The 24223-nt window shown below is 63.6% G+C and carries 20 protein-coding genes; 10 read left to right on the top strand and 10 right to left on the bottom strand.

Annotated features, from left to right (window positions below; translation table 11 throughout):
• Positions 1–90: 90 nt before the first annotated feature.
• Complete coding sequence (locus WA070_RS13050) at positions 91–1674, bottom strand: cisplatin damage response ATP-dependent DNA ligase (protein ID WP_422634359.1); 1584 nt, start codon at positions 1672–1674, stop codon at positions 91–93.
• A 193-nt stretch (positions 1675–1867) separates the two neighbouring features.
• On the bottom strand, positions 1868–2863 hold the full coding sequence (locus tag WA070_RS13045) for a ligase-associated DNA damage response exonuclease (RefSeq protein WP_422634358.1): 996 nt from the start codon (positions 2861–2863) through the stop codon (positions 1868–1870).
• A gap of 144 nt (positions 2864–3007) precedes the next feature.
• Between WA070_RS13045 and WA070_RS13040 the strand changes: the two genes are divergently transcribed.
• Together WA070_RS13040 and WA070_RS13035 are read left to right on the top strand one after the other, a co-directional pair.
• Positions 3008–4231: a DUF3419 family protein gene (locus tag WA070_RS13040; protein WP_422634357.1), complete on the top strand. Its 1224-nt coding sequence runs from the start codon at positions 3008–3010 to the stop codon at positions 4229–4231.
• On the top strand, positions 4228–4872 hold the full coding sequence (locus WA070_RS13035) for a class I SAM-dependent methyltransferase (RefSeq protein WP_422634356.1): 645 nt from the start codon (positions 4228–4230) through the stop codon (positions 4870–4872). The genes WA070_RS13040 and WA070_RS13035 overlap by 4 nt, the downstream gene beginning before the upstream one ends.
• Positions 4873–4960: 88 nt before the next feature.
• Here the strand turns inward: WA070_RS13035 and hemA are convergent, their stop codons facing one another.
• Both hemA and murI read right to left on the bottom strand, forming a co-directional pair.
• The gene (gene hemA, locus WA070_RS13030) at positions 4961–6187 is read right to left on the bottom strand and encodes a 5-aminolevulinate synthase (RefSeq protein WP_422634355.1); all 1227 of its coding nucleotides are present in this window, start codon (positions 6185–6187) and stop codon (positions 4961–4963) included.
• Positions 6188–6329: 142 nt separating this feature from the next.
• Positions 6330–7133 carry a glutamate racemase gene (murI, locus tag WA070_RS13025; protein WP_422634354.1) on the bottom strand — a complete coding sequence of 268 codons (804 nt, stop codon included), beginning with the start codon at positions 7131–7133 and terminating at the stop codon, positions 6330–6332.
• Positions 7134–7232: 99 nt separating this feature from the next.
• Here murI and plsY point away from each other — a divergent pair, with 99 nt between their 5' ends.
• From plsY to topA, 4 genes are all read left to right on the top strand, one after another.
• Positions 7233–7832, top strand: a complete 600-nt coding sequence (plsY, locus tag WA070_RS13020; protein WP_422634353.1) for a glycerol-3-phosphate 1-O-acyltransferase PlsY — start codon at positions 7233–7235, stop codon at positions 7830–7832.
• On the top strand, positions 7829–8911 hold the full coding sequence (gene dprA, locus WA070_RS13015; protein WP_422634352.1) for a DNA-processing protein DprA: 1083 nt from the start codon (positions 7829–7831) through the stop codon (positions 8909–8911). The genes plsY and dprA overlap by 4 nt, the downstream gene beginning before the upstream one ends.
• A 5-nt stretch (positions 8912–8916) precedes the next feature.
• The gene (locus tag WA070_RS13010) at positions 8917–9873 is read left to right on the top strand and encodes a rhodanese-related sulfurtransferase (protein ID WP_422634369.1); all 957 of its coding nucleotides are present in this window, start codon (positions 8917–8919) and stop codon (positions 9871–9873) included.
• A 78-nt stretch (positions 9874–9951) separates the two neighbouring features.
• Positions 9952–12540: a type I DNA topoisomerase gene (gene topA, locus WA070_RS13005; protein ID WP_422634351.1), complete on the top strand. Its 2589-nt coding sequence runs from the start codon at positions 9952–9954 to the stop codon at positions 12538–12540.
• Between the two features lie 190 nt (positions 12541–12730).
• On the opposite strand, the gene era is transcribed toward topA, so the two are convergent.
• From era to lepB, 4 genes are all read right to left on the bottom strand, one after another.
• On the bottom strand, positions 12731–13639 hold the full coding sequence (gene era, locus WA070_RS13000; RefSeq protein ID WP_422634350.1) for a GTPase Era: 909 nt from the start codon (positions 13637–13639) through the stop codon (positions 12731–12733).
• A 36-nt stretch (positions 13640–13675) separates the two neighbouring features.
• Positions 13676–13963 carry a GIY-YIG nuclease family protein gene (locus WA070_RS12995; protein WP_422634349.1) on the bottom strand — a complete coding sequence of 96 codons (288 nt, stop codon included), beginning with the start codon at positions 13961–13963 and terminating at the stop codon, positions 13676–13678.
• Between the two features lie 62 nt (positions 13964–14025).
• The gene (rnc, locus tag WA070_RS12990) at positions 14026–14751 is read right to left on the bottom strand and encodes a ribonuclease III (RefSeq protein ID WP_422634348.1); all 726 of its coding nucleotides are present in this window, start codon (positions 14749–14751) and stop codon (positions 14026–14028) included.
• Positions 14706–15545 carry a signal peptidase I gene (lepB, locus tag WA070_RS12985; RefSeq protein WP_422634347.1) on the bottom strand — a complete coding sequence of 280 codons (840 nt, stop codon included), beginning with the start codon at positions 15543–15545 and terminating at the stop codon, positions 14706–14708. Before lepB ends, rnc begins: the two co-directional genes overlap by 46 nt.
• Before the next feature lie 176 nt (positions 15546–15721).
• On the opposite strand from lepB, the gene pgi reads away from it, so the two are divergent.
• On the top strand, positions 15722–17230 hold the full coding sequence (gene pgi / locus WA070_RS12980; protein ID WP_422634346.1) for a glucose-6-phosphate isomerase: 1509 nt from the start codon (positions 15722–15724) through the stop codon (positions 17228–17230).
• Positions 17231–17360: 130 nt separating this feature from the next.
• Here pgi and WA070_RS12975 read toward each other — a convergent pair whose 3' ends face one another.
• The gene (locus WA070_RS12975) at positions 17361–18086 is read right to left on the bottom strand and encodes a 2OG-Fe dioxygenase family protein (protein WP_422634345.1); all 726 of its coding nucleotides are present in this window, start codon (positions 18084–18086) and stop codon (positions 17361–17363) included.
• Positions 18087–18162: 76 nt separating this feature from the next.
• The gene (locus tag WA070_RS12970) at positions 18163–19578 is read right to left on the bottom strand and encodes a helix-turn-helix domain-containing protein (RefSeq protein ID WP_422634344.1); all 1416 of its coding nucleotides are present in this window, start codon (positions 19576–19578) and stop codon (positions 18163–18165) included.
• Between the two features lie 155 nt (positions 19579–19733).
• On the opposite strand from WA070_RS12970, the gene WA070_RS12965 reads away from it, so the two are divergent.
• The 3 genes from WA070_RS12965 (at position 19734) to scpA (ending at position 24176) form a co-directional block, all read left to right on the top strand.
• A complete protein-coding gene (locus WA070_RS12965) occupies positions 19734–21266 on the top strand; it encodes an acyl-CoA carboxylase subunit beta (protein ID WP_422634343.1) in 1533 nt (510 codons plus the stop codon).
• Between the two features lie 204 nt (positions 21267–21470).
• Positions 21471–21914, top strand: coding sequence for a methylmalonyl-CoA epimerase (gene mce, locus WA070_RS12960; RefSeq protein ID WP_422634342.1), 444 nt, complete (start codon positions 21471–21473; stop codon positions 21912–21914).
• Positions 21915–22022: 108 nt separating this feature from the next.
• Positions 22023–24176: a methylmalonyl-CoA mutase gene (gene scpA, locus WA070_RS12955; protein ID WP_422634341.1), complete on the top strand. Its 2154-nt coding sequence runs from the start codon at positions 22023–22025 to the stop codon at positions 24174–24176.
• The last annotated feature ends 47 nt before the right edge of the window (positions 24177–24223 follow it).

The raw sequence follows: 24223 nt of genomic DNA, 5'->3' as shown, positions 1-24223 counted from the left end.
GCGAACGGATGTGGTGGGAGGCGGCTTAAGGTTATCGGGGCTTGCGAAGAAAGGCTTCTACTTCGCTCAGTCCGAACGGCTTAGGGAGCGTTAGCGCACCAGTTTCTTCAAGCCTTCCACGGTGTCTGCCTCATGCGCAGGCTTGTCCTTGCGGATGCGGGCTATCCTTGGGAAGCGCATGGCGAGGCCGGATTTGTGGCGCTTGCTGTCGTGGATGCTGTCGAACGCAACTTCGAGGACCAGCGTCTTTTCCACTTCGCGCACGGGGCCGAAGCGGGCGACTGTGTTCTGCCGCACGAAGCGGTCGAGCATCTTGAGTTCTTCGTCGGTGAAGCCGCTGTAGGCCTTGCCCACCGGATGTAGTTCGCCATCCTCCGTCCAGCAGCCGAACGTGTAATCCGAATAGAAGGACGAGCGTTTGCCGTGGCCGCGCTGGGCATACATCATCACGCAATCGGCGGTCAGCGGATCGCGTTTCCATTTATACCAGAGCGCGGCCTTACGCCCCGCGACATAGGGGCTGTCGCGGCGTTTGAGCATGACGCCCTCGATCGCGGCGTCGCGGGCGCCCGCGCGAATGTCGGCCAGCGCGTCGAAGTCGGCGGCGTCGATCAGGGCGGAAATGTCGAAGCGGTTCGGGTCGAGCGTGGGGACGATCGCTTCGAGCCGGGGGCGGCGCTGTTCCCATGGCAGGGCGCGCAGATCCTCGTCGCCATCGAGCAGCACGTCGTAGAGGCGGACGAACGCGGGATAGTCGGCCATCATCTTAGTCGTGACGGCCTTGCGCCCCAGCCTTTGTTGCAGGGCGTTGAAGCTGGCCGCTTCTCCGCCCTGAAACTCGCCCTTCACCAGCAGTTCGCCGTCGAGGACGGCATGGCCGGTGAAGGCGTCTGCGACTTCGGGGAAGCTGGCGGAAATATCGTCGCCTGCGCGGCTGTAGAGGCGCGTTTCGGTGCCGGTGCCGACGATCTGGATACGGATGCCGTCCCATTTCCATTCGGCGGCATAGTCTTTGAGATCGACGCTGTCGGCTTCGAGCGGATGGGCGAGCATGAAGGGGCGGAAATAGGGCGTGCCTTCGGGGTCGGGCCGGGATGAGTGGCCTTCTGCCCATGCGAACAGCGGGGCGTAGGGCGGGCTTAGCGCGTGCCAGACCTGTTCGACATCATCGACGTCGAGGCCGAAGGCTTGCGCGAAGCCGGTCTTGGCAAGGCGGGCGGAGATGCCCACGCGCAGGCCGCCAGTCGCGAGTTTGAGCAGGGCGAAGCGGCCTGACGCATCGAGATGGTCCATCATTTCGCCAAGGATCGCAGGCGCGCCGACGCGGCTTGTCGCGTGGAGACGATCGACCACGGTGGCGAGCGTCAGCGTGCCGTCGTCAAGTTCTGGCGGTTCGTCGGCGGGGACAGGCCACAGGAGCGCGACGGTTTCGGCAAGGTCGCCCACATAATCGCGGCTCATTTCGTAGAGGATGGGATCGACACGGCCCCGGATCATATCGCCGATGGCGGAGGATTTGACGGCCTTGAGGTCGAGGTTGCCGGTTAGCGCTGCCAGCGCCCAGCCCCGGTCCGGGTCGGGGGCAGTGCGCAGATAGGCGGCGATGAGGGCCAGCTTGCTGGTGCGCGAGCGGGTGTAGACGAGCGCGTCGAGGAGTTGGGAAAAGGGCCTCATGGGCGATCTGACGATGTCGTTTGAGAAGGAAGGGGCTTCGACAGGCTCAGCCCGAACGGAGTTGAGTTGGGTAGGATTTTCCCCAAAACCGTTCGGGCTGAGCGAAGTCGAAGCCCTTTACCGAGCATGGCGAAGTGCCTCGACAGGCTCGGCTTGGCCCTTCGACTTCGCTCAGGGCGAACGGGTTTAGAGGTCACTCTTCCTCCTCCTCGTCTTCGCGGCCGACCATGGCGAGGGCGCGGGCGCGGATTTGGTGGGTCATGCACCAGTGGAGCAGCGCTTCTTCGCGGCCGTGGGTGATCCAGGTTTCGGTGGGGGCGACTTCGCGGATGGTGTCGGTCAGTTCGTCCCAGTCGGCGTGGTCGGACAGGACGAGGGGGAGTTCGACATTCTTTTGCCGCGCGCGTTGGCGCACGCGCATCCAGCCGGATGCCATGGCAGTGATCGGGTCGGGCAGGCGGCGGCTCCAGCGGTCGTTGAGCGCAGAGGGCGGCGCGACGACGATGGATCCGCGCATATCCTTGGCTGACACACCGGCGGCGGGGCGCAGTTCGCCCATGTCTATGCCGAAATCGGCGTAGAGTGCGCACATGCGCTCCATCGCGCCGTGGATATAGATCGGTTCCTTGTGGCCGCGCGCGCGGACTTCGCAGATCAGCCGCTGCGCCTTGCCCAGTGCATAGGCACCCACGAGGACGCAGCGATCGGGGTTGGCGTGGAGCGCGGCGAGGAGGCGATCGACTTCGCTGCCGGTGTCGGGGTGGCGGAAGACGGGCAGGCCGAAGGTCGCTTCGGTGACGAAGATATCGCAGGGGACGGGTTGAAACGGGGGGCAGGTCGGATCGGGGCGGCGTTTATAGTCGCCGGTGACGACGACGCGCTCGCCCGCATGTTCCAGCACGATCTGCGCGGAGCCGAGCACATGGCCTGCGGGCACGTAGCGGATAGTGACACCGCCCAGCCGGATTTCCTCGCCATAACCGACCGGCGTGCCGGATGCGGTGCCATAGCGCAGGCCCATGATGGCGAGTGTTTCGCGCGTCGCCCAGACATGGCCGTGGCCGCCGCGCGCATGATCGGCATGGCCGTGCGTCACCAGCGCGCGCTCCTGCGGCAGGGACGGGTCGATCCAGGCGTCGGCGGGGCGGACATAGATGCCGGTGGGGTGGGGTTCGATCCAGTGAGCCATGAGGGGTACAAGATGGGAGGCGGGCGTGCGGTTCCACAAGGCGTATGAACCAAAGGCCGTCATGGGTTCGTCATGCCAGCGTCATGCCCCTGACGCGCCGCCGTCCTATGCGCGAGCCACGACCCGGTATCGAGGAGTATGCATATGGCCGTTTCAGCGCACCACAATGTCACGCAGGCCGTGCATCGCCATCGGCATCTGTCGAAACAGGGGCTGCTGGAGCGGGCGTTCACATTTGCGTTTCGCGGCCTTGTCTATGCCCAGATATGGGAAGACCCTGCGGTCGATATGGAGGCGCTGGCCATCACGCCCGATTGCCATGTCGTGACGATCGCGTCGGGGGGATGTAATGTCCTGTCCTACCTGACGGCCGATCCAGCAAAGATTACAGCGGTTGATTTGAACACCGCGCATATCGCGCTTAACCGTCTGAAGCTGATGGCGGCGCGGACCTTGCCCGATCATGCGGCTTTTCACCGTTTCTTTGCGCAGGCCGACAGCCGGGAGAATGTGACGGCCTATCATGGCCATGTCGCGCCGCATCTGGACGAAGCGACACGGCGTTACTGGGAAGGACGCGACCTGATCGGGCGGCGGCGGATCGGTGGTTTTGCGCGCGGCATCTATCGCCATGGCCTGCTGGGGCGGTTCATCGGCGCGGCACATCTGCTGGCGCGGCTGCATGGCATCAATCCCCGGCGGATGCTGGACGCGACGACGCGGGAGGAGCAGCGCGCAATTTTCGATGCGGAAATCGCGCCGATTTTCGACAAGGGGTTCGTGCGATGGCTGACCAGCCAGCCGGCTTCGCTGTTCGGCCTGGGCATTCCGCCTGCGCAGTTCGAAGCGCTGGCTGGGGACGAGCGGATGGACGCCGTGTTGAAGGCGCGGCTGGAAAAGCTGGCGTGTGATTTCGACCTGAAGGATAATTATTTCGCGGTGCAGGCGTTCGGACGGGGCTATGCAGGCGGCGAAGGCTCGCTGCCGCCCTATTTGCAGGCGGCGCATCATGACGCCGTGCGCGACCGGGCCGACCGGGTGGATGTGCGACATGTGAACTTCACCGATTTTCTGCGGGACCAGCCAGCGGCGTCGGCCGACCGCTATATCCTGCTCGATGCGCAGGATTGGATGGACGACGGGCAGTTGAACGCGCTGTGGCAGGAAATCACGCGGACGGCGAAACCGGGCGCGCGGGTGTTGTTCCGCACGGCTGGCTGCCCAAGCATATTGCCGGGGCGGGTTGCCGACGATGTGCTGGGGCGGTGGGCTTATCAGGCGGACGCGTCGCTGGATTATAGCGCGCGCGACCGGTCGGCCATTTATGGCGGCGTGCATCTCTATGTGCTGGCGGATGGCGCGGCGTGAGCGGGCATGGCGCGGTGATGGATGGGGTCTATCGCTATCAGCGGCATATCTATGACCTGACGCGCAAATATTATCTGCTGGGGCGTGATGGGTTGATCGCCGATCTGGCTCCCCCGCCCGGTGGTGCGGTGCTGGAGATCGGATGCGGGACCGGGCGCAACCTGATCGCGGTCGGGCGAGCGTGGCCGCAGGCGCGGTTATATGGCGTGGATATCAGCGACGCGATGCTGGATACCGCGCAGGCTTCCGTGGCGAAGGCAGGCATGGGCGATCGGGTGATGCTGGCGCAGGGGGATGCTTGCGGGTTCGATGCGCAGGCGCTGTTCGGGCGGGCGATGTTCGACCGGGTGTTCATCAGTTACGCGCTGTCGATGATCCCGGATTGGGAGGCTGCGTTGCGCCAAGCGGCGGCGTGTGTCGCGCCGGGTGGGCGACTCGACATCGTGGACTTTGGGCAGCAGGATCGGTTGCCGGGGGTGTGGAAACGGCTGCTGTTCGGGTGGCTCGGTGCATTTCATGTGACGCCGCGTCGGGAACTGGCGCTGGCGATCGAGGCGATGGCGCGGGCCAGTGGTGGCGCGGCGCATGTGCGGTCGCTGTATCGGGGCTATGCGGTGCGGGGCGGGATTATTCGGCTTTGAGGCCGTGGGACTGGACTCCCGCCTTCGCGGGAACACGGAGGGGCTATGCCAAACATTGTGTTCCCCGGCCTGCGCCGGGGAACAGTGGTCAGGCTGCGCGGCGTTCTTTGAGTTCCAGTTCCAGGCGCGACCAGATTTCCACCAGTGCTGACACCAGATCGCGCATCATCGCTTCGGTGTGGGCGGGGCCGGGGGTGAAGCGCAGGCGTTCGGTGCCGCGTGGTACGGTGGGATAGTTGATGGGCTGGACGTAGGCGCCATATTCGGCAAGCAATATGTCGCTGATCCGCTTGGCCTTGACCGGATCGCCGACCATCAAGGGCACGATATGCGTGACCGATGGCATGACCGGTAGGCCCGCTTCGGCCATCAGGCGCTTGAGCAATGCGGCGGAGGCCTGTTGCCCTTCGCGTTCCTCGGTGGAGCCTTTGAGGTGGCGCACGCTGGCCAGCACGCCTGCGACCAGCACGGGGGACAGGGACGTGGTGAAGATGAAGCCGGGTGCATAGCTGCGGATGACATCGACGATCATCTGGTCGGCAGCGATATAGCCGCCCATGACGCCGAATGCCTTGCCCAGCGTGCCTTCGATGATGGTCAGGCGATGAGCCACCTTGTCCCGTTCGGAAATGCCGCCGCCGCGCGCGCCATACATGCCGACCGCATGAACTTCATCGAGATAGGTCAGCGCGTTGAATTCATCCGCCAGGTCGCAGATTTCCGCGATCGGCGCGATATCACCGTCCATCGAATAGACGCTCTCAAAGGCGATCAGCTTGGGCGCTTCAGGGTCTTCGGCCTCCAGCAGTTCGCGCAGATGATCGATGTCATTGTGGCGGAAGACGCGCTTTTCGCAGCCGGAATTGCGGATGCCCGCGATCATGCTGGCGTGGTTCAATTCGTCGGAAAAGACGATGCAGCCGGGCAGCAGCTTGGCCAATGTGGAGAGCGTCGCTTCGTTCGAGACATAGCCCGAAGTGAAGAGGAGGGCTGCTTCCTTGCCATGCAGGTCGGCCAGTTCGCCTTCCAGATCGACATGATAATGGGTGTTGCCGCCGATGTTGCGGGTGCCGCCCGATCCTGCGCCGACATCATGCAGCGCCTCTTCCATCGCGGCGACGACCTTGGGATGCTGGCCCATGGCGAGATAGTCGTTGGAACACCAGACCGCGATGGGCTTGGGACCGTTATGGCCGTGAAAACAGCGCGCGTTGGGGAAGGAGCCGCGATTGCGCAGGATGTCGATGAACACCCGATAGCGACCCTCTTCATGGAGACGGTCAATCGCCTGCGCAAAGATATGTTTGTAGTTCACGCTCGCCCAATCCTTGCTGGTCCGCATCCTCATCGATTGCGGCGTTTACCGGCAGATGCGCGCCATTACCAGCGCTAACCGCTCGCAGATATAGGGACATTATCGATCATGGCCATCGGACCTTTTGTCCTATGGGTCCAGATCATAGCTGTTCGATGCGGTCGAGGCCGTAGCGGGCGAGCGCGGGGGCGAGGGTAAGAATGTCGTCGTCCACGCGGGTGAAGACGGCCGTTCCAGCGGTGGCGTGGGCGGGCCAGGGCTGGCCCTGCGTCAGGAAAGCGATGCGACGGGCGATGCCTTCGCCACCGTGGACGAAGATTATCGGGTGCGGCGCGGCGGCGGCCAGTTCGGGTTCCACCAGCGGGAAATGGGTGCAGGCGAGTGCGACGACGTCCATGCGATCGCCGCCCGGCTGGTCCAGCAGGCCAGCCAGCGCGCCGCGCGCCACGGCTGGGTCGAGCGGTTGCCCGCGCAGCTTCGCCTCGGCCAGCGCGACCAGCGCGCCGCTGCCGTAGCGCAGGACGATGCAGTCAGCGCCATGTTCGGCGGCGAGGCGATCGACATAAGGCTGGCGCACGGTTGCGTCGGTGCCGAGTACGCCGAATACGCGGCTTTTGGACAGGAGCGCGGCGGGTTTGATCGCGGGGACGGTGCCGACGACCGGTATGTCGAGCGCGGCGCGGACGTGACGGAGCGCGATGGTGGAGGCAGTGTTGCAGGCGATGACGGCAAGGCGCGGCCGGTAGCGCTCCACGAGGCGACCGAGCAGCGCGGGGACGCGCGCGGCGATTTCATCCTCGCTCTTGGTGCCATAGGGAAAGCCTGCGCTGTCGGCGGCATAGATGATGGGCGCAGTGGGCAGCGCGGCACGGGCGGGGGCGAGGATGGACAAGCCGCCGACGCCGGAATCGAAGAAGAGGATGGGGGCGTTGGGTGCGACCGTCATGGGGCGACATGTCGCGGGCTGGGGCAGGAGTGTCAACATCCGCATTGCTCCACGCGGCTGTCACGCTATGGTCGCGCCCCACTCCTATTGGCGACATTCATGACTCCTCCCTGGCTGATTCCTGCGTTCGTTCTTGTCCTTGGCTATCTGCTTGGCTCCATTCCGTTCGGGCTGCTGCTGACGCGCTTTACCGGCGCAGGCGATTTGCGGCAGATCGGGTCGGGCAATATCGGCGCGACCAATGTGTTGCGGACGGGGCGCAAGGGGCTGGCGGCGGCGACGTTGCTGCTCGACCTGCTGAAGGGCGTGGTAGCGGTGCAGATCGGCGCGGCTCTGGTCGATGGCGGCGGGCCGATGGCAGGCGCGATGGCGTTTATCGGCCATTGCTATCCGGTGTGGCTGCGCTTTGCAGGTGGCAAGGGTGTGGCGACGATGATGGGCGTGGTGACGGCGTTGTACTGGCCGGCGGGAATCCTGTTCGCGATCGTGTGGCTGGGCGCATTGTTCGGGACGAAATGGTCATCGGTCGGCGGCATGGCGGCGGCGGTGAGCGCGCCGATCGCCTTATGGTTCATGGGGCGGATCGAATTGGTGCCGGTTGCGATGGCGATGGCGCTGATCCTGCTGTGGCGGCATCGCGCCAATATCGCGCGGTTGATGCGCGGCACGGAGCCGAAGATCGGGGCCGACAAGACGTGAGCGAGGCGGAACGGTTCGACCGGCTGCGGCTCATTCGATCGCCGCGAATCGGACCTGTTACCTATCGGCAGTTGATGGCGCGCTTTGGTACGGCGGGGGCAGCGTTGCGCGCCGTGCCGGACCTTGCGGCGCGGGGCGGGGGCAAGGCGAGCGTTGCGGATGCGGGTGCTGTCGAGCGGGAGATTGCGGCGTCGAGAGCGCTGGGTGCGCGATACCTGTTGATGGGGGATGCGGACTATCCTGCCTTACTCGACCAGATGGACGGCGCGCCGCCTGCGTTGATCATACGGGGCGATGCGGCGTTGAGCGCGAGGCAATGTATCGCGATGGTCGGCGCGCGCAATGCGTCGGCGGCGGCGGTGCGGTTCGCCAGGGTGCTGGCACAGGATCTGGGGCAGCGCGGGGCGGTGGTCGTGTCGGGACTGGCGCGGGGCATAGACACGGCGGCGCATATGGGGTCGGTCGATAGCGGGACGATCGGCGTCATCGCCTGCGGACTGGATGTCGTGTTTCCGCCGGAAAATGCAGCTTTGCAGGGGCAGGTTGCCGAGCAGGGGCTGCTGGTGACGGAGCATCCGCCCGGCGTACAGCCGCTCGCTCGGCATTTTCCGGCGCGCAACCGGATCATCGCGGGATTGAGCGTGGGGACCGTGGTGGTGGAGGCGGCGCCCAAATCCGGGTCGCTGATTACGGCAAGGTTGGCAGGTGAGGCGGGGCGTGAGGTGATGGCGGTGCCGGGATCGCCGCTCGATCCGCGCGCGCAGGGGTGCAACCAGTTGATCCGTGAAGGCGCGATATTGGTACAGAGTGCCGCCGATGTGCTGGAGGCGGTGGGCCATATCGACCCGCGTATGGTGCGTCAGGGCAGCCTTGATTTTGCAGGCGAGCCAGTGTCGAGCGATGTGGCGGCGGGGGAGCGGGATGCCGTCTTCGCGCTGCTGGGCCATGCGCCGGTGCCGGTGGACGAACTGATCCGCCTGTCTGCGTTGTCGCCTGCAGTGGTGCAGACAGTTTTGCTGGAACTGGAACTGGCCGAGCGGCTGGATCGGCTGGCGGGCGGACGGGTGAGTTTGCGGTGAGTGACATGCCGATCCGGGTTGCGGCGCTGTATCATTTTACGACGTTCGACGATTGCCCGGCGATCAAGGCGCGGTTGGCGGCTTTATGCTGTTCGCTGGGGATCAAAGGGCTGCTGCTGATCGCGCGCGAGGGGATCAACGGGACGATCGCTGGGGGCGATAGCGCGATTGATGCGGTGTTGGCGGAGATACGCGGGTTGCCGGGCTGCGCGGACATTGCGGTCAAGTTTTCGCGCGCGGCGACCATGCCTTTCCATCGGATGAAGGTTCGGATCAAGCCGGAGATCGTCACGATGGGGCAGCCGGATCTGGACCCGGTGAAGGATGCGGGGCGTTATGTCACGGCGCAGGATTGGAACGCTTTGATCGCCGACCCTGACACGATCGTCATCGATACGCGCAATGATTATGAAGTGGCGGTCGGTACGTTCGCCGGGGCGATCAATCCGGGGACGCAGAGCTTTGCGGATTTCCCAGAATGGTTTCGCGCGAACAGCGAAGCGTTGCGGAGCGAGGGCAGGAAAGTCGCGATGTTCTGCACCGGCGGGATACGGTGCGAAAAAGCGACGGCATTCGTCAGGGCGCAGGGGGTGGACGATGTCTATCATCTGGAAGGCGGCATCCTGAAATATCTGGAAACCGTGCCGGAGGCCGAGAGCCTGTGGCAGGGCGAATGTTTCGTGTTCGACCAGCGCGGGACGGTGGTCCATGGGCTGGCGCAGGGGACGCATCTCATCTGTCATGCGTGTCGCAGGCCGGTGTCGGAAACGGATCGCGCGTCGCCGCTCTATGAGGAGGGCGTCAGTTGTCCCGCCTGCCATGGCGAGCGCAGCGATGCGCAGCGGGCGGGCTATCGCGAACGGCATCGGCAGCAACAACGGGCCGTGGCGCAGGGGCAGGATCATATCGGCGCGACCCACAGGGATGGGAAGGCGCTGGCCAACGCCCCGCTTCTCCCCTAATCAACGCACCGCTTGACGCCCGCCGTCATCGCCTTTCAGACTCGCGCATACGTGTGAGGCATAAATTTCGGGGCCAAAATGCAGCTTGTCATCGTTGAATCGCCGGCCAAGGCGAAAACCATCGAGAAATATCTGGGCGGGGATTTCCATGTCCTGGCCAGTTACGGCCATATTCGCGACCTGCCCGCCAAGGACGGATCGGTGGACCCGGACGACGGCTTTGCGATGTCGTGGGAAAATTATGGCGACAAGGGCAAGCAGCTCAAGGCCATTTCGGACGCGGCCAAGAAGGCGACGCGCCTGATCCTCGCGACTGACCCTGATCGCGAAGGGGAAGCGATAAGCTGGCATGTGCAGGAAGTGCTGCGCGCCAAGAAAGCGTTGCCTGCTGTCGTGGACCGGGTGACGTTCAACGCGATCACCAAAGCGGCGGTGCTGGACGCGATGGCCAAGCCGCGCGCGCTGGACGAGGATCTGATCGACGCATATCGCGCGCGGCGGGCGCTCGACTATCTGGTCGGTTTCACCCTGTCGCCCGTGTTGTGGCGCAAGTTGCCGGGCGCCAAGTCGGCCGGTCGCGTGCAGTCGGTCGCTTTGCGGCTGGTGGTCGAACGCGAGCGGGAGATTGAGTCCTTCGTCGCTCAGGAATATTGGTCGGTTGCCGCTGAAATGGAGCAGGATGGCACGGCGTTCACCGCGCGCCTCGTCCGGTGGAAAGGCGAGAAGATCGAGCGGCTGACCATCGGCAAGGAAGGCGACGCGATGGCCGCCAAGGCCGATGTGGAAGCCGGACGCTTTACGGTCGAGAAGGTCGAAACCAAGCCGCTCACCCGCAATCCGCCGCCGCCCTTCACCACATCGACATTGCAGCAGGAAGCGGCGCGCAAGCTGGGCTTTTCGGCGAGCCACACGATGCGGATCGCGCAGCAACTGTATGAAGACGGCGCGATCACCTATATGCGAACCGATGGCGTGCAGATGGATGGCAGCGCCATTTCCGCCGCGCGCAAGGCGATCGCGGAACGCTATGACGGCGGGTATCTGCCCGAAAAGCCGCGCCAGTATCAGACCAAGGCCAAGAATGCGCAGGAAGCGCATGAGGCCATTCGTCCGACAGAGTTTAATCGCGACAAGGCGGGGTCGGGCGACCATGCGCGCCTCTATGATCTGGTGTTCAAGCGGGCGCTGGCGAGCCAGATGGCGTCGGCGCGGCTGGAACGGACGACGATCGACATGGTGGACGGATCGGGCAGCCATACGCTGCGCGCGACGGGGCAGGTTGTGATCTTCCCCGGCTTTCTGGCGCTGTATGAGGAAGGCCGCGACGACAGCGAGGATGACGATTCCAAACTATTGCCGCGCATCGCGCAGGGCGACGCGCCCGCCAAGAAGAAGGTGACGGCGGACCAGCATTTCACGCAGCCACCGCCGCGCTATTCGGAAGCATCGCTGGTCAAGCGGCTGGAGGAACTGGGGATCGGGCGTCCGTCCACCTATGCGTCCACTTTGCAGGTGCTCAAAGACCGCGACTATGTGCGGATCGAGAAGAACCGCTTCTTCGCCGAGGAAAGCGGGCGGTTGGTGACGGCGTTTCTGGAACGCTTCTTTGAACGCTATGTGTCCTATGATTTTACCGCTGGCCTTGAAGACCAGTTGGACGATGTGTCGGGTGGCCGTGCGCAGTGGCAGGCAGTGCTGGAAGCCTTCTGGAAGGATTTCAAGCCCAAGACCGCCGAAGTCATGGAGCAGAAGCCGAGCGACATCACGGCGGCGCTGGACAAGTTTCTGGAACCGATGCTGTTCCCGCCGCGTGCGGACGGCAGCAATCCGCGCGCCTGCCCGCTGTGCGCGGATGGGCAATTGTCGCTGCGTGGGGGGCGGTTTGGCGCGTTCATCGCCTGCTCCAACTATCCTGAGTGCAAATATACCCGCAAGTTCGGACAGCCGGGCGGCGCGGATGGCGGCGCGGATACCGGGCCGGAGGTTTTGGGGCAGCATCCAGAGACCGGACAGGACATCGTCAGGAAATCCGGCCGCTTTGGTCCCTATATCGAAATGGGCGAGGGCAAGGAGGCCAAGCGCGGGTCGATCCCCAAGGATCTGCCGGATGGCGAACTGACACTGGATTGGGGCGTGAAGCTGCTGAGCCTGCCGCGCGAGGTGGGACTGCACCCGGAAACGGGCTTGCCGATCGTGGCGAATATCGGGCGCTTTGGTCCGTACCTGTTGCACGATGGCAAATATGGGCGGCTGGCCAATACGGCGGAGATTTTCGAGGTCGGCATGAATAGCGCGGTCGTGAAGCTGGCCGAGGCGGCGCAGCGCGGGCCACGCAGTGCGGGCCGCGAGCCGTTGAAGGTACTGGGCGCGCATCCGCGTACCGAGCTTGAGATCAAGCTGATGGAGGGGCGCTATGGCGCTTATGTCACCGATGGCACGACCAATGCGACCTTGCCCAAGACGGTGGACAAGGATGCACTGACGCTGGAGGAAGCCGCGCAGTTGATCGACGCGCGGGCGGCGGCGGCGCCTGCCAAGAAGGGCGCGAAGAAGAAGGCCGCGCCCAAGAAGGCGGCGGCGAAGAAGCCTGCGGCCAAAAAAGATGGCGAGACGGTGAAGAAACCGGCGGTTAAGAAAGCGCCTGCGAAGAAGAAAGCGGCGGAGTAGGCTTTTCTATTCGTCATCCCAGCGAAGGCTGGGATCTCTCTTGTGTCGTTGCGCCACGAAGAAGAGAGATGCCAGCCTGCGCTGGCATGACGGGAGTGGGGGAGTAAGGCCGTGCGTGTTCCCGCGTAGGCGGGAATCCAGCTGTGACGTGTGGACTGGGTTCCCGCCTGCGCGGGAACACGGGGTGGCCTTACTCCACCCAGTCCAGGCCGATGTCGCGGTAGATGCCGCGATCGTTTTCCCAGTCTTCCTTCACCTTGACATGCAGGTAGAGGTGGACCTTGACGCCCAGCAGGGTCGCGAGTTCGGCGCGGGCTTTGGAGCCGATTTCTTTGAGGCGCTGCCCGCCTTTGCCCAGCACGATCGCGCGCTGGGTGGGGCGGCCTACCAGAATTTGCTGGTGGATTTCGACCGATCCGTCCGCGCGCTCCTTATATTGTTCGGTATCGACAGCGGCGGCGTAGGGCAGTTCGGCGTGGAGTTGATGATAGAGTTGTTCGCGCGTGATTTCGGCGGCCAGCATCCGGTCTGTCGCGTCTGACACCTGGTCTTCGGGGAAATGCCATGGCCCCGCTGGCATCGCGGCGGCAAAAGCGGCCTTGAGTTCGGGCAGGCCATCGCCGGTCTGGGCAGATACGAAATAGGTTTCGGCGATGTCCAGCTTCTCGGTCAGCCGCTGCGTATGGAGCAGCAGCTTTTCCTTGATGGCGATATCGACCTTATTGAGGATCAGCCACTTGCGCTCGGTGCGATGCTTCAAGGATTCGATGATCGGTTCCAGCTTGGGACCAAGCCCGGCGCGACCGTCCACGACCATTGCGATCAGGTCCGCGCCCTGCGCGCCGCCCCATGCGGCCTGCACCATCGCGCGGTCAAGCCGACGCCGGGGCGCGAAGATGCCGGGCGTATCGACCAGCACCAGCTGCGCGTCCCCCTCGATCGCGACGCCCATGACACGCGTGCGCGTGGTCTGCGCCTTGGCACTGGTGATCGCGACCTTCTGGCCCACGAGCGCATTGACCAGTGTCGATTTGCCCGCATTGGGCGCGCCGACGACGGCGATGACGCCGCAGCGATGGGGACCTGTATCTATCGTCAAATAACACTCCGTTCGCCCTGAGCTTGTCGAAGGGCATTACTTTTCTTTGCGAGATCTCGCCAATGTAGAAATCAACGTCCAGTCCTCGCGGATCAGCGCCAGCTTCTTCGCCCGGCTCCAGCCCTTGATCTGCCGTTCGGCTTCGAGCGCCTCCATACGCGAGCCGAACGATTGGGACCAGACCAGTTTTATCGGCAGGCGCGTTTGGGTGTAGCCAGGGGTTTCGCCTGCTTCATGCTGCGCAATGCGCGTTTCGAGATTGTCGGTGTGGCCGACGTAGAAGCTGCGGTCTGCGCAGTGAAGGAGGTAGGTCCAGAACGACATGAAATATTTTTAAGAACAAGTAAGACCCTTCGACAAGCTCAGGGCGAACGGAGGTGGGGGAGTCACCGCGCCAGCTTTTCCAGCAACGCCGCTGCCGCTGCCGTTTCCGCTTCCTGTTTCGATCCGCCGTCCGCGCTGGCTTCGCCTACGCCCTTGATGGACACGGAGACAATGAAGCGCAGGGCGTGGTGGGGGCCGGAGCGGTCCTTCATTTCATATTCGGGGGGCTTGCGCTTGTTGGCGGCGGCCCATTCCTGCAGCGCGGATTTGGGATGGCGGGGGGCGGCTGTCTGCGTATCGACGCGGTCGGCCCAGAGGCGACGGACGAGCGCGCGCGCTTCGTCCAGCCCAGCCTCCAGATAGAGCGCGCCGATCAGCGCCTCCATGACGTCGCCCAGCACATTGTCGCTGTCCGCCGCGCCGTCGTCCCGCGCCTGTTTGCCCAGCACGAGATGAGTGGGCACGCCCGCCGTGCGGGCGACGGCCGCGCAGGTTTCGCCCGATACCAGCGCGTTGAAGCGCCGGGACAGCTTGCCTTCGGGTTCGCCCGCATAGCGTTCATAGACCCATTCGGCGACGGTCAGGCCCAGCACGCGGTCGCCCAGAAATTCCAGCCGCTCGTAATTGTCGGCCTTCGCGCTGCCATGGGTGAGCGCTTGGGCAAACCGTTCAGGCTGGTGCGGGACGCGACCGATCAGCGCCTTCAGCCAGCCTGCCGTGTCCGGCCTGGGCGCTGCTGCCGTCAAAAACCTTCCCCGATGCGGTTGAAGCGTGCGGCTGAAATCCATGTCCACGGGAGCAACCAGTGCGCGCTGCCGTCAGTCGAGAAGACGGAGATCAGCGCCTTGCCGACAAGATTTTCCTGCGGGACGAGGCCGATGCCGCCGCCTTCGACTGCGGGGAAGCGGCTGTCGGCGCTGCGGTCGCGATTGTCGCCCATCATGAACAGATGGCCTTCAGGCACCAGCACGGTTTCGCGATCGTCCGCCGCGCCGTCCGGCACGAGGTCGAGGACGTTGTAGCTTTTGGCCGGAACATCCTTCGTCGCTGGCAGGGTTTCGCGATACTGGGGATAGCGGCATTGCTTGCCGCCGCCTGCAGCCGGTTCCTCAAAATCAGGACGATAGCAGGGGGAGACCGCGCCTTCCTTGGCGGCGGCGTCGAGCATGTTCTGCGTCACGGGGATGACGAGGTCGGCGACCTTCTGCTTGGGGATCGCCTGACCGTTGAGATAGACGGTGCCTGCGCGCACGGCGATCATGTCGCCGGGCAGGCCGATGACGCGCTTGATATAGTCGTTCTTCTGCGTCGGTGGCGCCTTGAACACCGCCACGTCGCCGCGATGGGGCAGGGTGGAGAAAATGCGACCGGGGATCAGCGGAATGCCGAAGGGCAGCGAATAGCGTGAATAGCCATAGGGCCATTTCGCCACCAGCAGATAGTCGCCGATCAGCAGGCGCGGCTGCATGGATTCGGAAGGAATATTGAAGGGCGATATGATGAAGCTGCGCAGGATGAAGACGAACAGCCCCAGCTTTGCGAGGAACCAGAGGAAGTCCCGCGTTTCCGATTTTGCAGTCATGGGTGTCCGTCACGTCCTTTGAATGTGCCGACAGCGCGGCCGGAGCGGCTTTTGAGGCCTGTCGCCCGGCAGGTCAAGCATGACCTTGACGATGCAAAGCGTCATCATATTGGGTAATGATAGGGAGAATCGACCGGTGCAGCGTCGGTGTCGATCAACTGCAAGAAGGATATACCATGACCAGCCCTGCACTGGCGGCCATCGCCGCGCTTCCCCAGCCGGACCTCAAGTCGATTTTCACCACCGATCCCGATCGGCTGTCCAAGCTGGTGATGACGCAGGGCGCGATCCGTTTCGATTGGTCCAAGACGCATCTGACCGATGCATTGATGGACGCGTTTTTGACGCTGACTGACGAGCAGGGGTTTGCTAGGCGACGCGACGCGCTGTTTGCAGGCGCAGCGGTCAACAATACGGAAGGGCGCGCGGCCGAACATCCCGCCGAGCGGGGCGAGGGCAATGCCGACAGCGTGGCCCATGCCAAGATGCTGCATGCGCGGATGCGCGGCCTGATCGACGCGATCGAGGCCGGGGCGCTGGGCGAAATCCGCCACATCCTGCACATCGGGATTGGCGGGTCGGCGCTTGGTCCCAATCTGATCGTCGATGCGCTGGATGGCGATGGTGTGCGCTATGACGTGGCGATCGTGTCCAATGTCGATGGCACTGCGCTGGAGCGGGCGATGGACGGGTTCGACCCGCAATTTACGCTGATCGCGATCGCGTCGAAGACCTTTACCACCAGCGAGACGATGCTGAACGCGGCGAGTGCGATCAACTGGATGGTCGAGGCCGGGGTGGACGACCCTTATGGCCGCGTCATCGCGCTGACCGCTGCGCCGGACAAGGCGATGGAATGGGGCGTGGATGAAACGCGCATCCTGCCGTTCGCCGAGAGCGTGGGCGGGCGTTATTCGCTCTGGTCCTCGATTGGGTTTCCTGCTGCCATGGCGCTGGGCTGGGATGCGTTCGAGAGCCTGCTGGAAGGCGCAGCCGAGATGGACCGCCATTTCCGTCTGTCGGACCCGCGCGAGAATGCGCCGCTGATCGCAGCTTTCGTGGACCAATATTATACGCGCGTCATGGGATGCCAGACCCGCGCAGTGTTCGCCTATGACGAGCGGCTGGCGCTGCTGCCATCCTACCTTCAGCAGTTGGAGATGGAGAGCAACGGCAAGTCGGTGCAGACCGACGGGTCGCCGGTCGATGGGCCGAGCGCGGCGATCACCTGGGGCGGGGTCGGTACGGATGCACAGCATGCCGTATTCCAGCTGCTGCATCAGGGGACGATCATTACGCCGGTGGAGTTCATCGCGTCGATCGAGCAGGGTCATACGCTGGACCCGGCGCATCACCGCGCGCTGCTGGTCAACTGCTTCGCGCAGGGGGCAGCGTTGATGCAGGGGAAGGCCAATGATGCCGACCCTGCGCGCGCCTATCCGGGCAATCGGCCTTCGACGACGATATTGCTGGAGGACGTGACGCCGCATGTGCTGGGCGCGCTGATCGCTTTCTATGAGCATCGGACCTTTGCCAATGCCGTGCTGATGGGCATCAACCCGTTCGACCAGTTCGGCGTGGAATTGGGCAAGGAGATCGCCAAGTCGATCGAGGCGGATGGGGCCAAGGGCTTCGATCCATCCACCATGGCGCTGATCGAGCTGGCTTTGGGTGAGGGGGAATGACTTTCTAAACCCGTTCGCTTCGAATCCTTCAACTGCCTGCCATGGCAGGCGCTCAGGACAGATCAGGGTCGAGAAGCCGCCAGCACTGGCCTAGGTTTCTCGACTTCGCTCGAAACGAACGGAGGGAGTATTACCCCTCTCCCACGAACGTAACCACCAGCGCGTCGCGCAAGGCGGGCTGGGCTGGGTCTTGCGGGTGAATTTCCGTGACGCCGTGCAGGATGCGATGATCGTCGATCAGCATCGCGTCGCCGGGCGCGGCCAGGGTAAATTCGCCCAGCGCCGTGCCGTCGGGCGCGCCGATGCGGGTGACGCCTTCGCGGACATTGCGCCGTTCCACCAGCATGACGAAGACCCAATCAACGCCATCGCGATGCAGGCCTTCGGGCGTGGGTCGGCCGGCCTCGTCCGGCTTCGCCTCGATCCGGAACTGGTGCATTTCGACATGCCAGCGGCGGTGGGCGGCGGGATCGAACTGATGGGCGCAGAAGGCGAAGATCGCGCGGCTGACCGGATTGTCGATCGTGGCGGCCTCCACGGGAGAGAACCAGCGCTGCACGTCGCCGTTCAGGGCGTTATAGTCGCGGCTTTGATAATGGGGCTGGTCGGGCTTGCGGATGATCGCGCCATGATCGCAGGCAAAGGCGGCGTGGCGGCGGCGGCGATAGCGTCCCCCATCCGCCATGTAGAGATCGGGGCCGAGGTCATTCCAGCTATCGGCGAACGATTGCCACGACGTTGTATCGGCGTTTAGCCGCGCCAGCATCTCTGTGCCGTCGATGCGCGCATAACCATCAGCAGCCATCTTCGCGGACAGGGCGATAGTGGCGGGGGAGATAAGCGCGATGGCGGTCATGAATAGTTCCTATCTGACGACCATGACGTGCGACAGGGCCGCTTTCCGCAAGCTGGCGTCGACGCTGACATGCGCATCATTCGATCCAATAAGGCACGATCTGGCGATTGTCGGGATCGACATGGATGGGGCGGTCGGCAGGTGGAAAGGCGCGCTGGTCGCAGCTTTGCCGTGAACACAGGCGGCAGGTGATGCCGATCGGGGTGGCCGCCCCCTCCACTTCCAGTTGCAGGCCATCGGCATAGACGAAATTGGCGGCGTGCGCGGTTTCGCAACCCAGCACGACGGCGAAGCGTCGGGGCGTGCGGCTGTAGCTGCCCGACGGTTTCACCAGCCCCTTGGCCATCGACACATAGCGCACGCCGTCGGGGGTTTCGCCCAGTTGCACGTTGATCCGGTCGGGAATGGCGACTGCCTCATGGACGTTCCACAGCGGGCATGCGCCGCCGAAACGGGCAAATTGCAGGCGGGTGGCGCTGTGCCTTTTCGTGATGTTGCCTGCCATGTCGACGCGGCAGAAGAAGAAGGGGATGCCGCGCAGGCCGGGCCGCTGGAGCGTGGAGAGGCGATGGCAGGCTTGCTCAAAACTGACGCCGAAGGTTCGCGCGAGCCGATCGATGTCGTGGCGCATCGTGCGGGCGGCTTCGCGGAAGGGGGCGTAGGGCATGAGCAGTGCGCCGGCTGCATAATTGCCGAGGCCCACGGCAAGCAGCCGGTCCGCGCCGACCACGGGCAGGGCGGCCTTGTTCACCACGTCGGCGATCACGGCTTGCCCCTCCAGCATCATGAGCTGATGGGCGAGCATGAACTTGCGGCTTTCGGTGGGTAGCGCAGCGTTGACGAAGAGGCGGCGGTCGGCGGGACTGTACGATCGCAGCGCGCTGTCGGGCGTGTCGGCGATCAGCGTTTCGATGCCGTGCCGACGGGCCAGCGCCTCCACCAGCATGCCCTCGTCCAGCGTCTGCCCGGCGGTGAAATGGGCGGCCATGTCTTCGGCCAGGCAGTCGAGGCTGTGGACATAATTGCCCGCTTCGTGAAACCAGTCGCGCGCCGCTTCCCATGGCAGGCGCGCCTGCACAGTGCTGTCGTTGCCGATCGCTTCCTCAATCATGTTGATGCGTTCGTTGGCGCGCAGATGAGCGTTGTAAAGATCGAGGTAACGGGCGGCAAATTCGGGGAATTGCAGGTGCAGCTTTTCGATCCGTTCCGGTTCCAGCGCGGGGCCGGGCAATTCGGGGTGGCCCAGCGCGAAGGTGAACGCGCCCAGCATCTGCTCATCCTCACGCGCGTCGAAGCTGGCCCAGTCGGTGGGAAAAGCGTTGGCCAGCGCCGCCTTGACCTTCGCGGTCAGGGGGCGGTCGTCATTTTCCATCTGCGACAGGTAGGATACGGAGATGCCCAACGCCTGCGCCATCGTCGCCTGATCCATGCGGTGTTCGAGCCGCAGTTGGCGCAGCCGTGGTCCTGCGAAGATGCGATTGCCGCGTGCCATGATGAAGCTCCTCACGGCGCCAAATGAACCGTCGGACCGTTCCTAATTTGCGAAGTCGTGATTTGCAAATTAGCAAATTCGCATTTGCGAAAAAATGCAAAGATGGGAAGAGGGGCGCTATAAGACGTCCGTGCCACAACCGGAGAGACCTATCTATGTCGAAGCTCGCCATTATCGAACAGCTGGATGCCAAGCGGGAAGCGGCCCGTATGGGTGGCGGACAGAAGCGGATCGACGCGCAGCATGGCAAGGGCAAACTGACCGCGCGCGAGCGGGTCGAGGTGCTGCTGGATGAAGGTAGCTTCGAAGAGCTGGACATGTATGTCGAGCATAATTGCACCGATTTCGGGATGGACGACCAGCATATTCCCGGCGACGGCGTGGTCACCGGATCGGGCACGATCAATGGGCGGCTGGTGTTCCTGTTCAGTCAGGATTTCACCGTTTATGGCGGCGCGGTGTCCGAACGGCACGCGATGAAAATCTGCAAGATCATGGATATGGCGCTGAAGGTCGGTGCGCCGGTGATCGGCCTGAACGATAGTGGCGGCGCGCGGATTCAGGAAGGTGTGGCCAGCCTTGGCGGCTATGCGGAGATTTTCCAGCGCAACGTGCTGGCGTCGGGCGTCGTGCCGCAGATCAGCGTGATTATGGGGCCGTGCGCGGGCGGCGCAGTCTATTCGCCCGCGATGACCGACTTCATCTTCATGGTGAAGGATAGCAGTTTCATGTTCGTGACCGGGCCGGACGTGGTCAAGACGGTGACGAACGAGGTGGTGACGCAGGAGGAACTGGGCGGTGCGGTGACGCACACCACCAAATCCGGTGTGGCCGATGTGGCGTTCGAGAATGACATCGAAGCGCTGCTGGCGGTGCGCGATTTCGTGGACTTCCTGCCCGCGTCCAATAAGGAGCCAGCGCCGGAGCGTCCAAGCGCGGACCCTTGGGACCGGATCGAGCCGAGCCTGGATACGCTGATCCCCGCCAATGCCAACCAGCCCTATGACATGCACGAACTGATCCGCAAGATCGTGGACGAGGGCGACTTCTTTGAAGTGCAGCCAGCCCATGCCGGGAACATATTGTGCGGTTTCGGGCGGGTCGAAGGGCGCACCATCGGTATCGTCGCGAACCAGCCGATGGTGCTGGCGGGCGTGCTGGACATTAATTCGTCCAAGAAGGCGGGGCGCTTCGTGCGTTTCTGCGATGCGTTCGAGATACCGATCGTGACGCTGGTGGATGTGCCGGGCTTTCTGCCGGGGACGGCGCAGGAGCATAATGGCATTATCAAGCATGGCGCGAAACTGCTGTTCGCCTATGCCGAAGCCACCGTGCCGAAAATCACGATCATCACGCGCAAAGCCTATGGCGGGGCGTATGACGTCATGGCCTCCAAGCATTTGCGCGGCGATCTGAACTATGCCTGGCCGACTGCGGAGATCGCGGTGATGGGGGCCAAGGGCGCGGTGGAGATTATTTTTCGCGGCAAGACGGCGGACGAGATTGCCGAGCGGACCGCAGAATATGAGGCGCGCTTTGCGAACCCATTCGTGGCCGCGTCAAAAGGCTTTATCGACGAGGTGATCCAGCCGCACTCTACGCGGCGACGGATCGCGCTGGGCCTGCGGAAGCTGCGTAACAAGGCGCTGGAGAATCCGTGGAAGAAGCATGACAATATTCCGCTTTAACTAAGGTCCGTCATTCCTGCCTTGCGGGAATGACGAAATTTAGGAACGCTAGATGAAACTCGAATATGTTTCTCAATCCTCCCCCTCAGGGGGAGGGGGACCGTTCGCGAAGCGAATGGTGGAGGGGTGTTACGCTCTCGATGGGGGGACACCCCTCCGTCTGGCTTTGCCAGCCACCTCCCCTTGCAGGGGAGGATTGGGGGCATGAAACTCGGTCGGCTCAATCATATCGGGGTTGCCACGCCCAGCCTTGAAAAGAGCATCGCTTATTATCGCGATGTGATGGGCGCGACGAAGATTCATGAACCGTTCGACCTGCCTGCGCAGGGGGTGAAGGTGTGTTTTGTCGATACGCCGGGCGAAGGTGGCACGGCGGGGACGCAGATCGAGTTGATCGAGCCGTTCGATGCGACGTCGCCGATCACTGCGTTCATCGCCAAGAACCCGGCCGGGGGGCAGCATCATATGTGTTATGAAGTGGCTGACATTCTTGAGGCCAAGGCATGGTTCGAGGCCAAGGGCGCGCGGGTGTTGGGTGAGCCGCGGATTGGAGCGCATGGGACGCCGATTTTCTTCGTGCATCCCAAGGATATGAACGGGGTGCTGACCGAAATTATGGAGACGCCGAAGGGCGAAACCGGACATTGATTATGTCGTCATGCCGGAATTGATCCGGCATTCCGCTTCTTATGCGAGCGGGTCGAAGGCAGCGGGACCCCGGATCATGTCCGGGGTGACGATTAGATAGGGACTGGGATGACCGAGAAGCCAACGCTGGACCAATGGGCTGCTGCTGCTGCCAAGGAAGTGAAGGGCAAGGATTTGACGTGGGCGACCCCGGAAGGGATCGACGTCAAGCCGCTCTATACCGCCGAGGACGTGACGGTCGATCCGGGCCTGCCGGGCTTTGCGCCATTCACGCGCGGCGTGCGCGCGTCCATGTATGCGGGGCGTCCGTGGACCGTCCGGCAATATGCGGGCTTTTCGACGGCGGAGGAATCCAACGCTTTCTATCGCCGCAATCTGGCGGCGGGGCAGAAGGGGTTGAGCGTCGCGTTCGATCTGGCCACCCATCGCGGTTATGACAGCGACCATCCGCGCGTCACCGGCGACGTCGGCAAGGCGGGCGTGGCGATCGACACGATCGAGGATATGAAGATTTTGTTCGACGGGATTCCGCTCGACAAGATGTCGGTTTCCATGACGATGAACGGCGCGGTGATCCCGATCCTGGCGTTTTTCATCGTGGCGGGGGAGGAGCAGGGCGTCGATCGCAAGCTGCTCGACGGGACGATCCAGAACGACATCCTCAAGGAGTTCATGGTCCGCAACACCTATATCTACCCGCCCGAACCGTCGATGCGGATCATCAGTGATATTTTCGGCTATACCAGCCGCGAGATGCCCAAGTTCAACAGCATCTCCATTTCCGGCTATCATATGCAGGAAGCAGGCGCGACGCAGGTGCAGGAACTGGCCTTCACCATCGCGGACGGCATGGAATATGTGAAATATGGCGTGGCGAGCGGGCTGGACATCGACAAGTTTGCCGGCCGCCTGAGCTTCTTCTTCGCGATCGGCATGAACTTCTTCATGGAGATCGCCAAACTGCGTGCGGCGCGGGTGTTGTGGCATCGGGCGATGACGACGCTGGGCGCGCAGGATGAGCGGTCCAAGATGTTGCGCACCCATTGCCAGACGTCGGGCGTGTCGCTGACCGAGCAGGACCCCTATAATAACGTCATGCGGACCACGATCGAGGCGATGGCCGCGATGCTGGGCGGCACCCAGTCGCTGCACACCAACGCGCTGGATGAAGCGATCGCGCTGCCCACCGACTTTTCCGCCCGGATCGCGCGCAACACGCAGATCGTGATTCAGGAAGAAACCGGTATGACCAAGGTGGTCGATCCGCTGGGTGGCAGCTATTATGTCGAGGCGCTGACGCAGGAACTGGTCGATGCCGCGCAGGCGATCATCGACAAGGTGCAGGCCGATGGCGGCATGGCCAAGGCCGTCGCCGCAGGATGGCCCAAGGCGATGATCGAAACGGCGGCGGCGGCGCGGCAGGCGCGGGTCGATCGCGGTGACGATGTGATCGTTGGCGTGAACAAATATCGGCTGGCGAGCGAGGATTTCCTCGAAACGCTGGACATCGACAATGCCAAGGTGCGCGAAGGGCAGATCGCGCGGATCAACCGCGTGAAAGCAGAGCGCGACGACGCCGCGTGTCAGGCGGCGTTGCAGGCGCTGCGTGATGGTGCGGCCAAGCCTTCCAGCCTGGACAATAATCTGCTCGCCCTGGCGGTTGAGGCAGCGCGCGCGCGCGCGACGCTGGGCGAAATTTCCTCTGCCATGGAGGAAAGTTTCGATCGTTATGGCACGCAGCCGACGCCGGTGAAGGGCGTCTATGGCGCGCCCTATGCTGGCGACAGCCGGTGGCAACAGGTACTTGACGGCGTGCAGGCCGTCGAGCGGCGCCTCGGTCGCAAACCCAAACTCCTCGTCGCCAAGATGGGGCAGGATGGGCACGATCGGGGCGCCAACATCATCGCGTCGGCTTTCGGCGACATGGGGTTCGATGTCGTGTCGGGACCGCTGTTTCAGACGCCGGACGAAACGGTGGTGCTGGCGTTGCAGAGCGACGTCGATGTGGTGGGCGCTTCGTCTCTGGCCGCTGGCCACAAGACATTGATCCCAGAACTGGTCGCCAAGCTGCGTGAGGCGGGGCGGACGGACATCAAGGTGATCGCAGGCGGGGTCATACCACCGCAGGATTATGACTTCCTTCGTGACGCGGGGGTTCAGGGCATTTATGGACCGGGGTCCAACGTCGTGGAGTGCGCCGCCGATGTGCTGCGCCTGCTCGGCCACAACATGCCCCCTGCGGGGATAGAGGAAGCCGCATGATAATGACTACAAATCCGTTCGCCCTGAGCTTGTCGAAGGGGCCGCCT

The sequence above is a fragment of the Sphingobium sp. genome, assembly GCF_049304695.1.
Taxonomy (GTDB): Bacteria; Pseudomonadota; Alphaproteobacteria; order Sphingomonadales; family Sphingomonadaceae; genus Sphingobium.
This window is presented reverse-complemented; position numbering and strand designations above follow the sequence as displayed.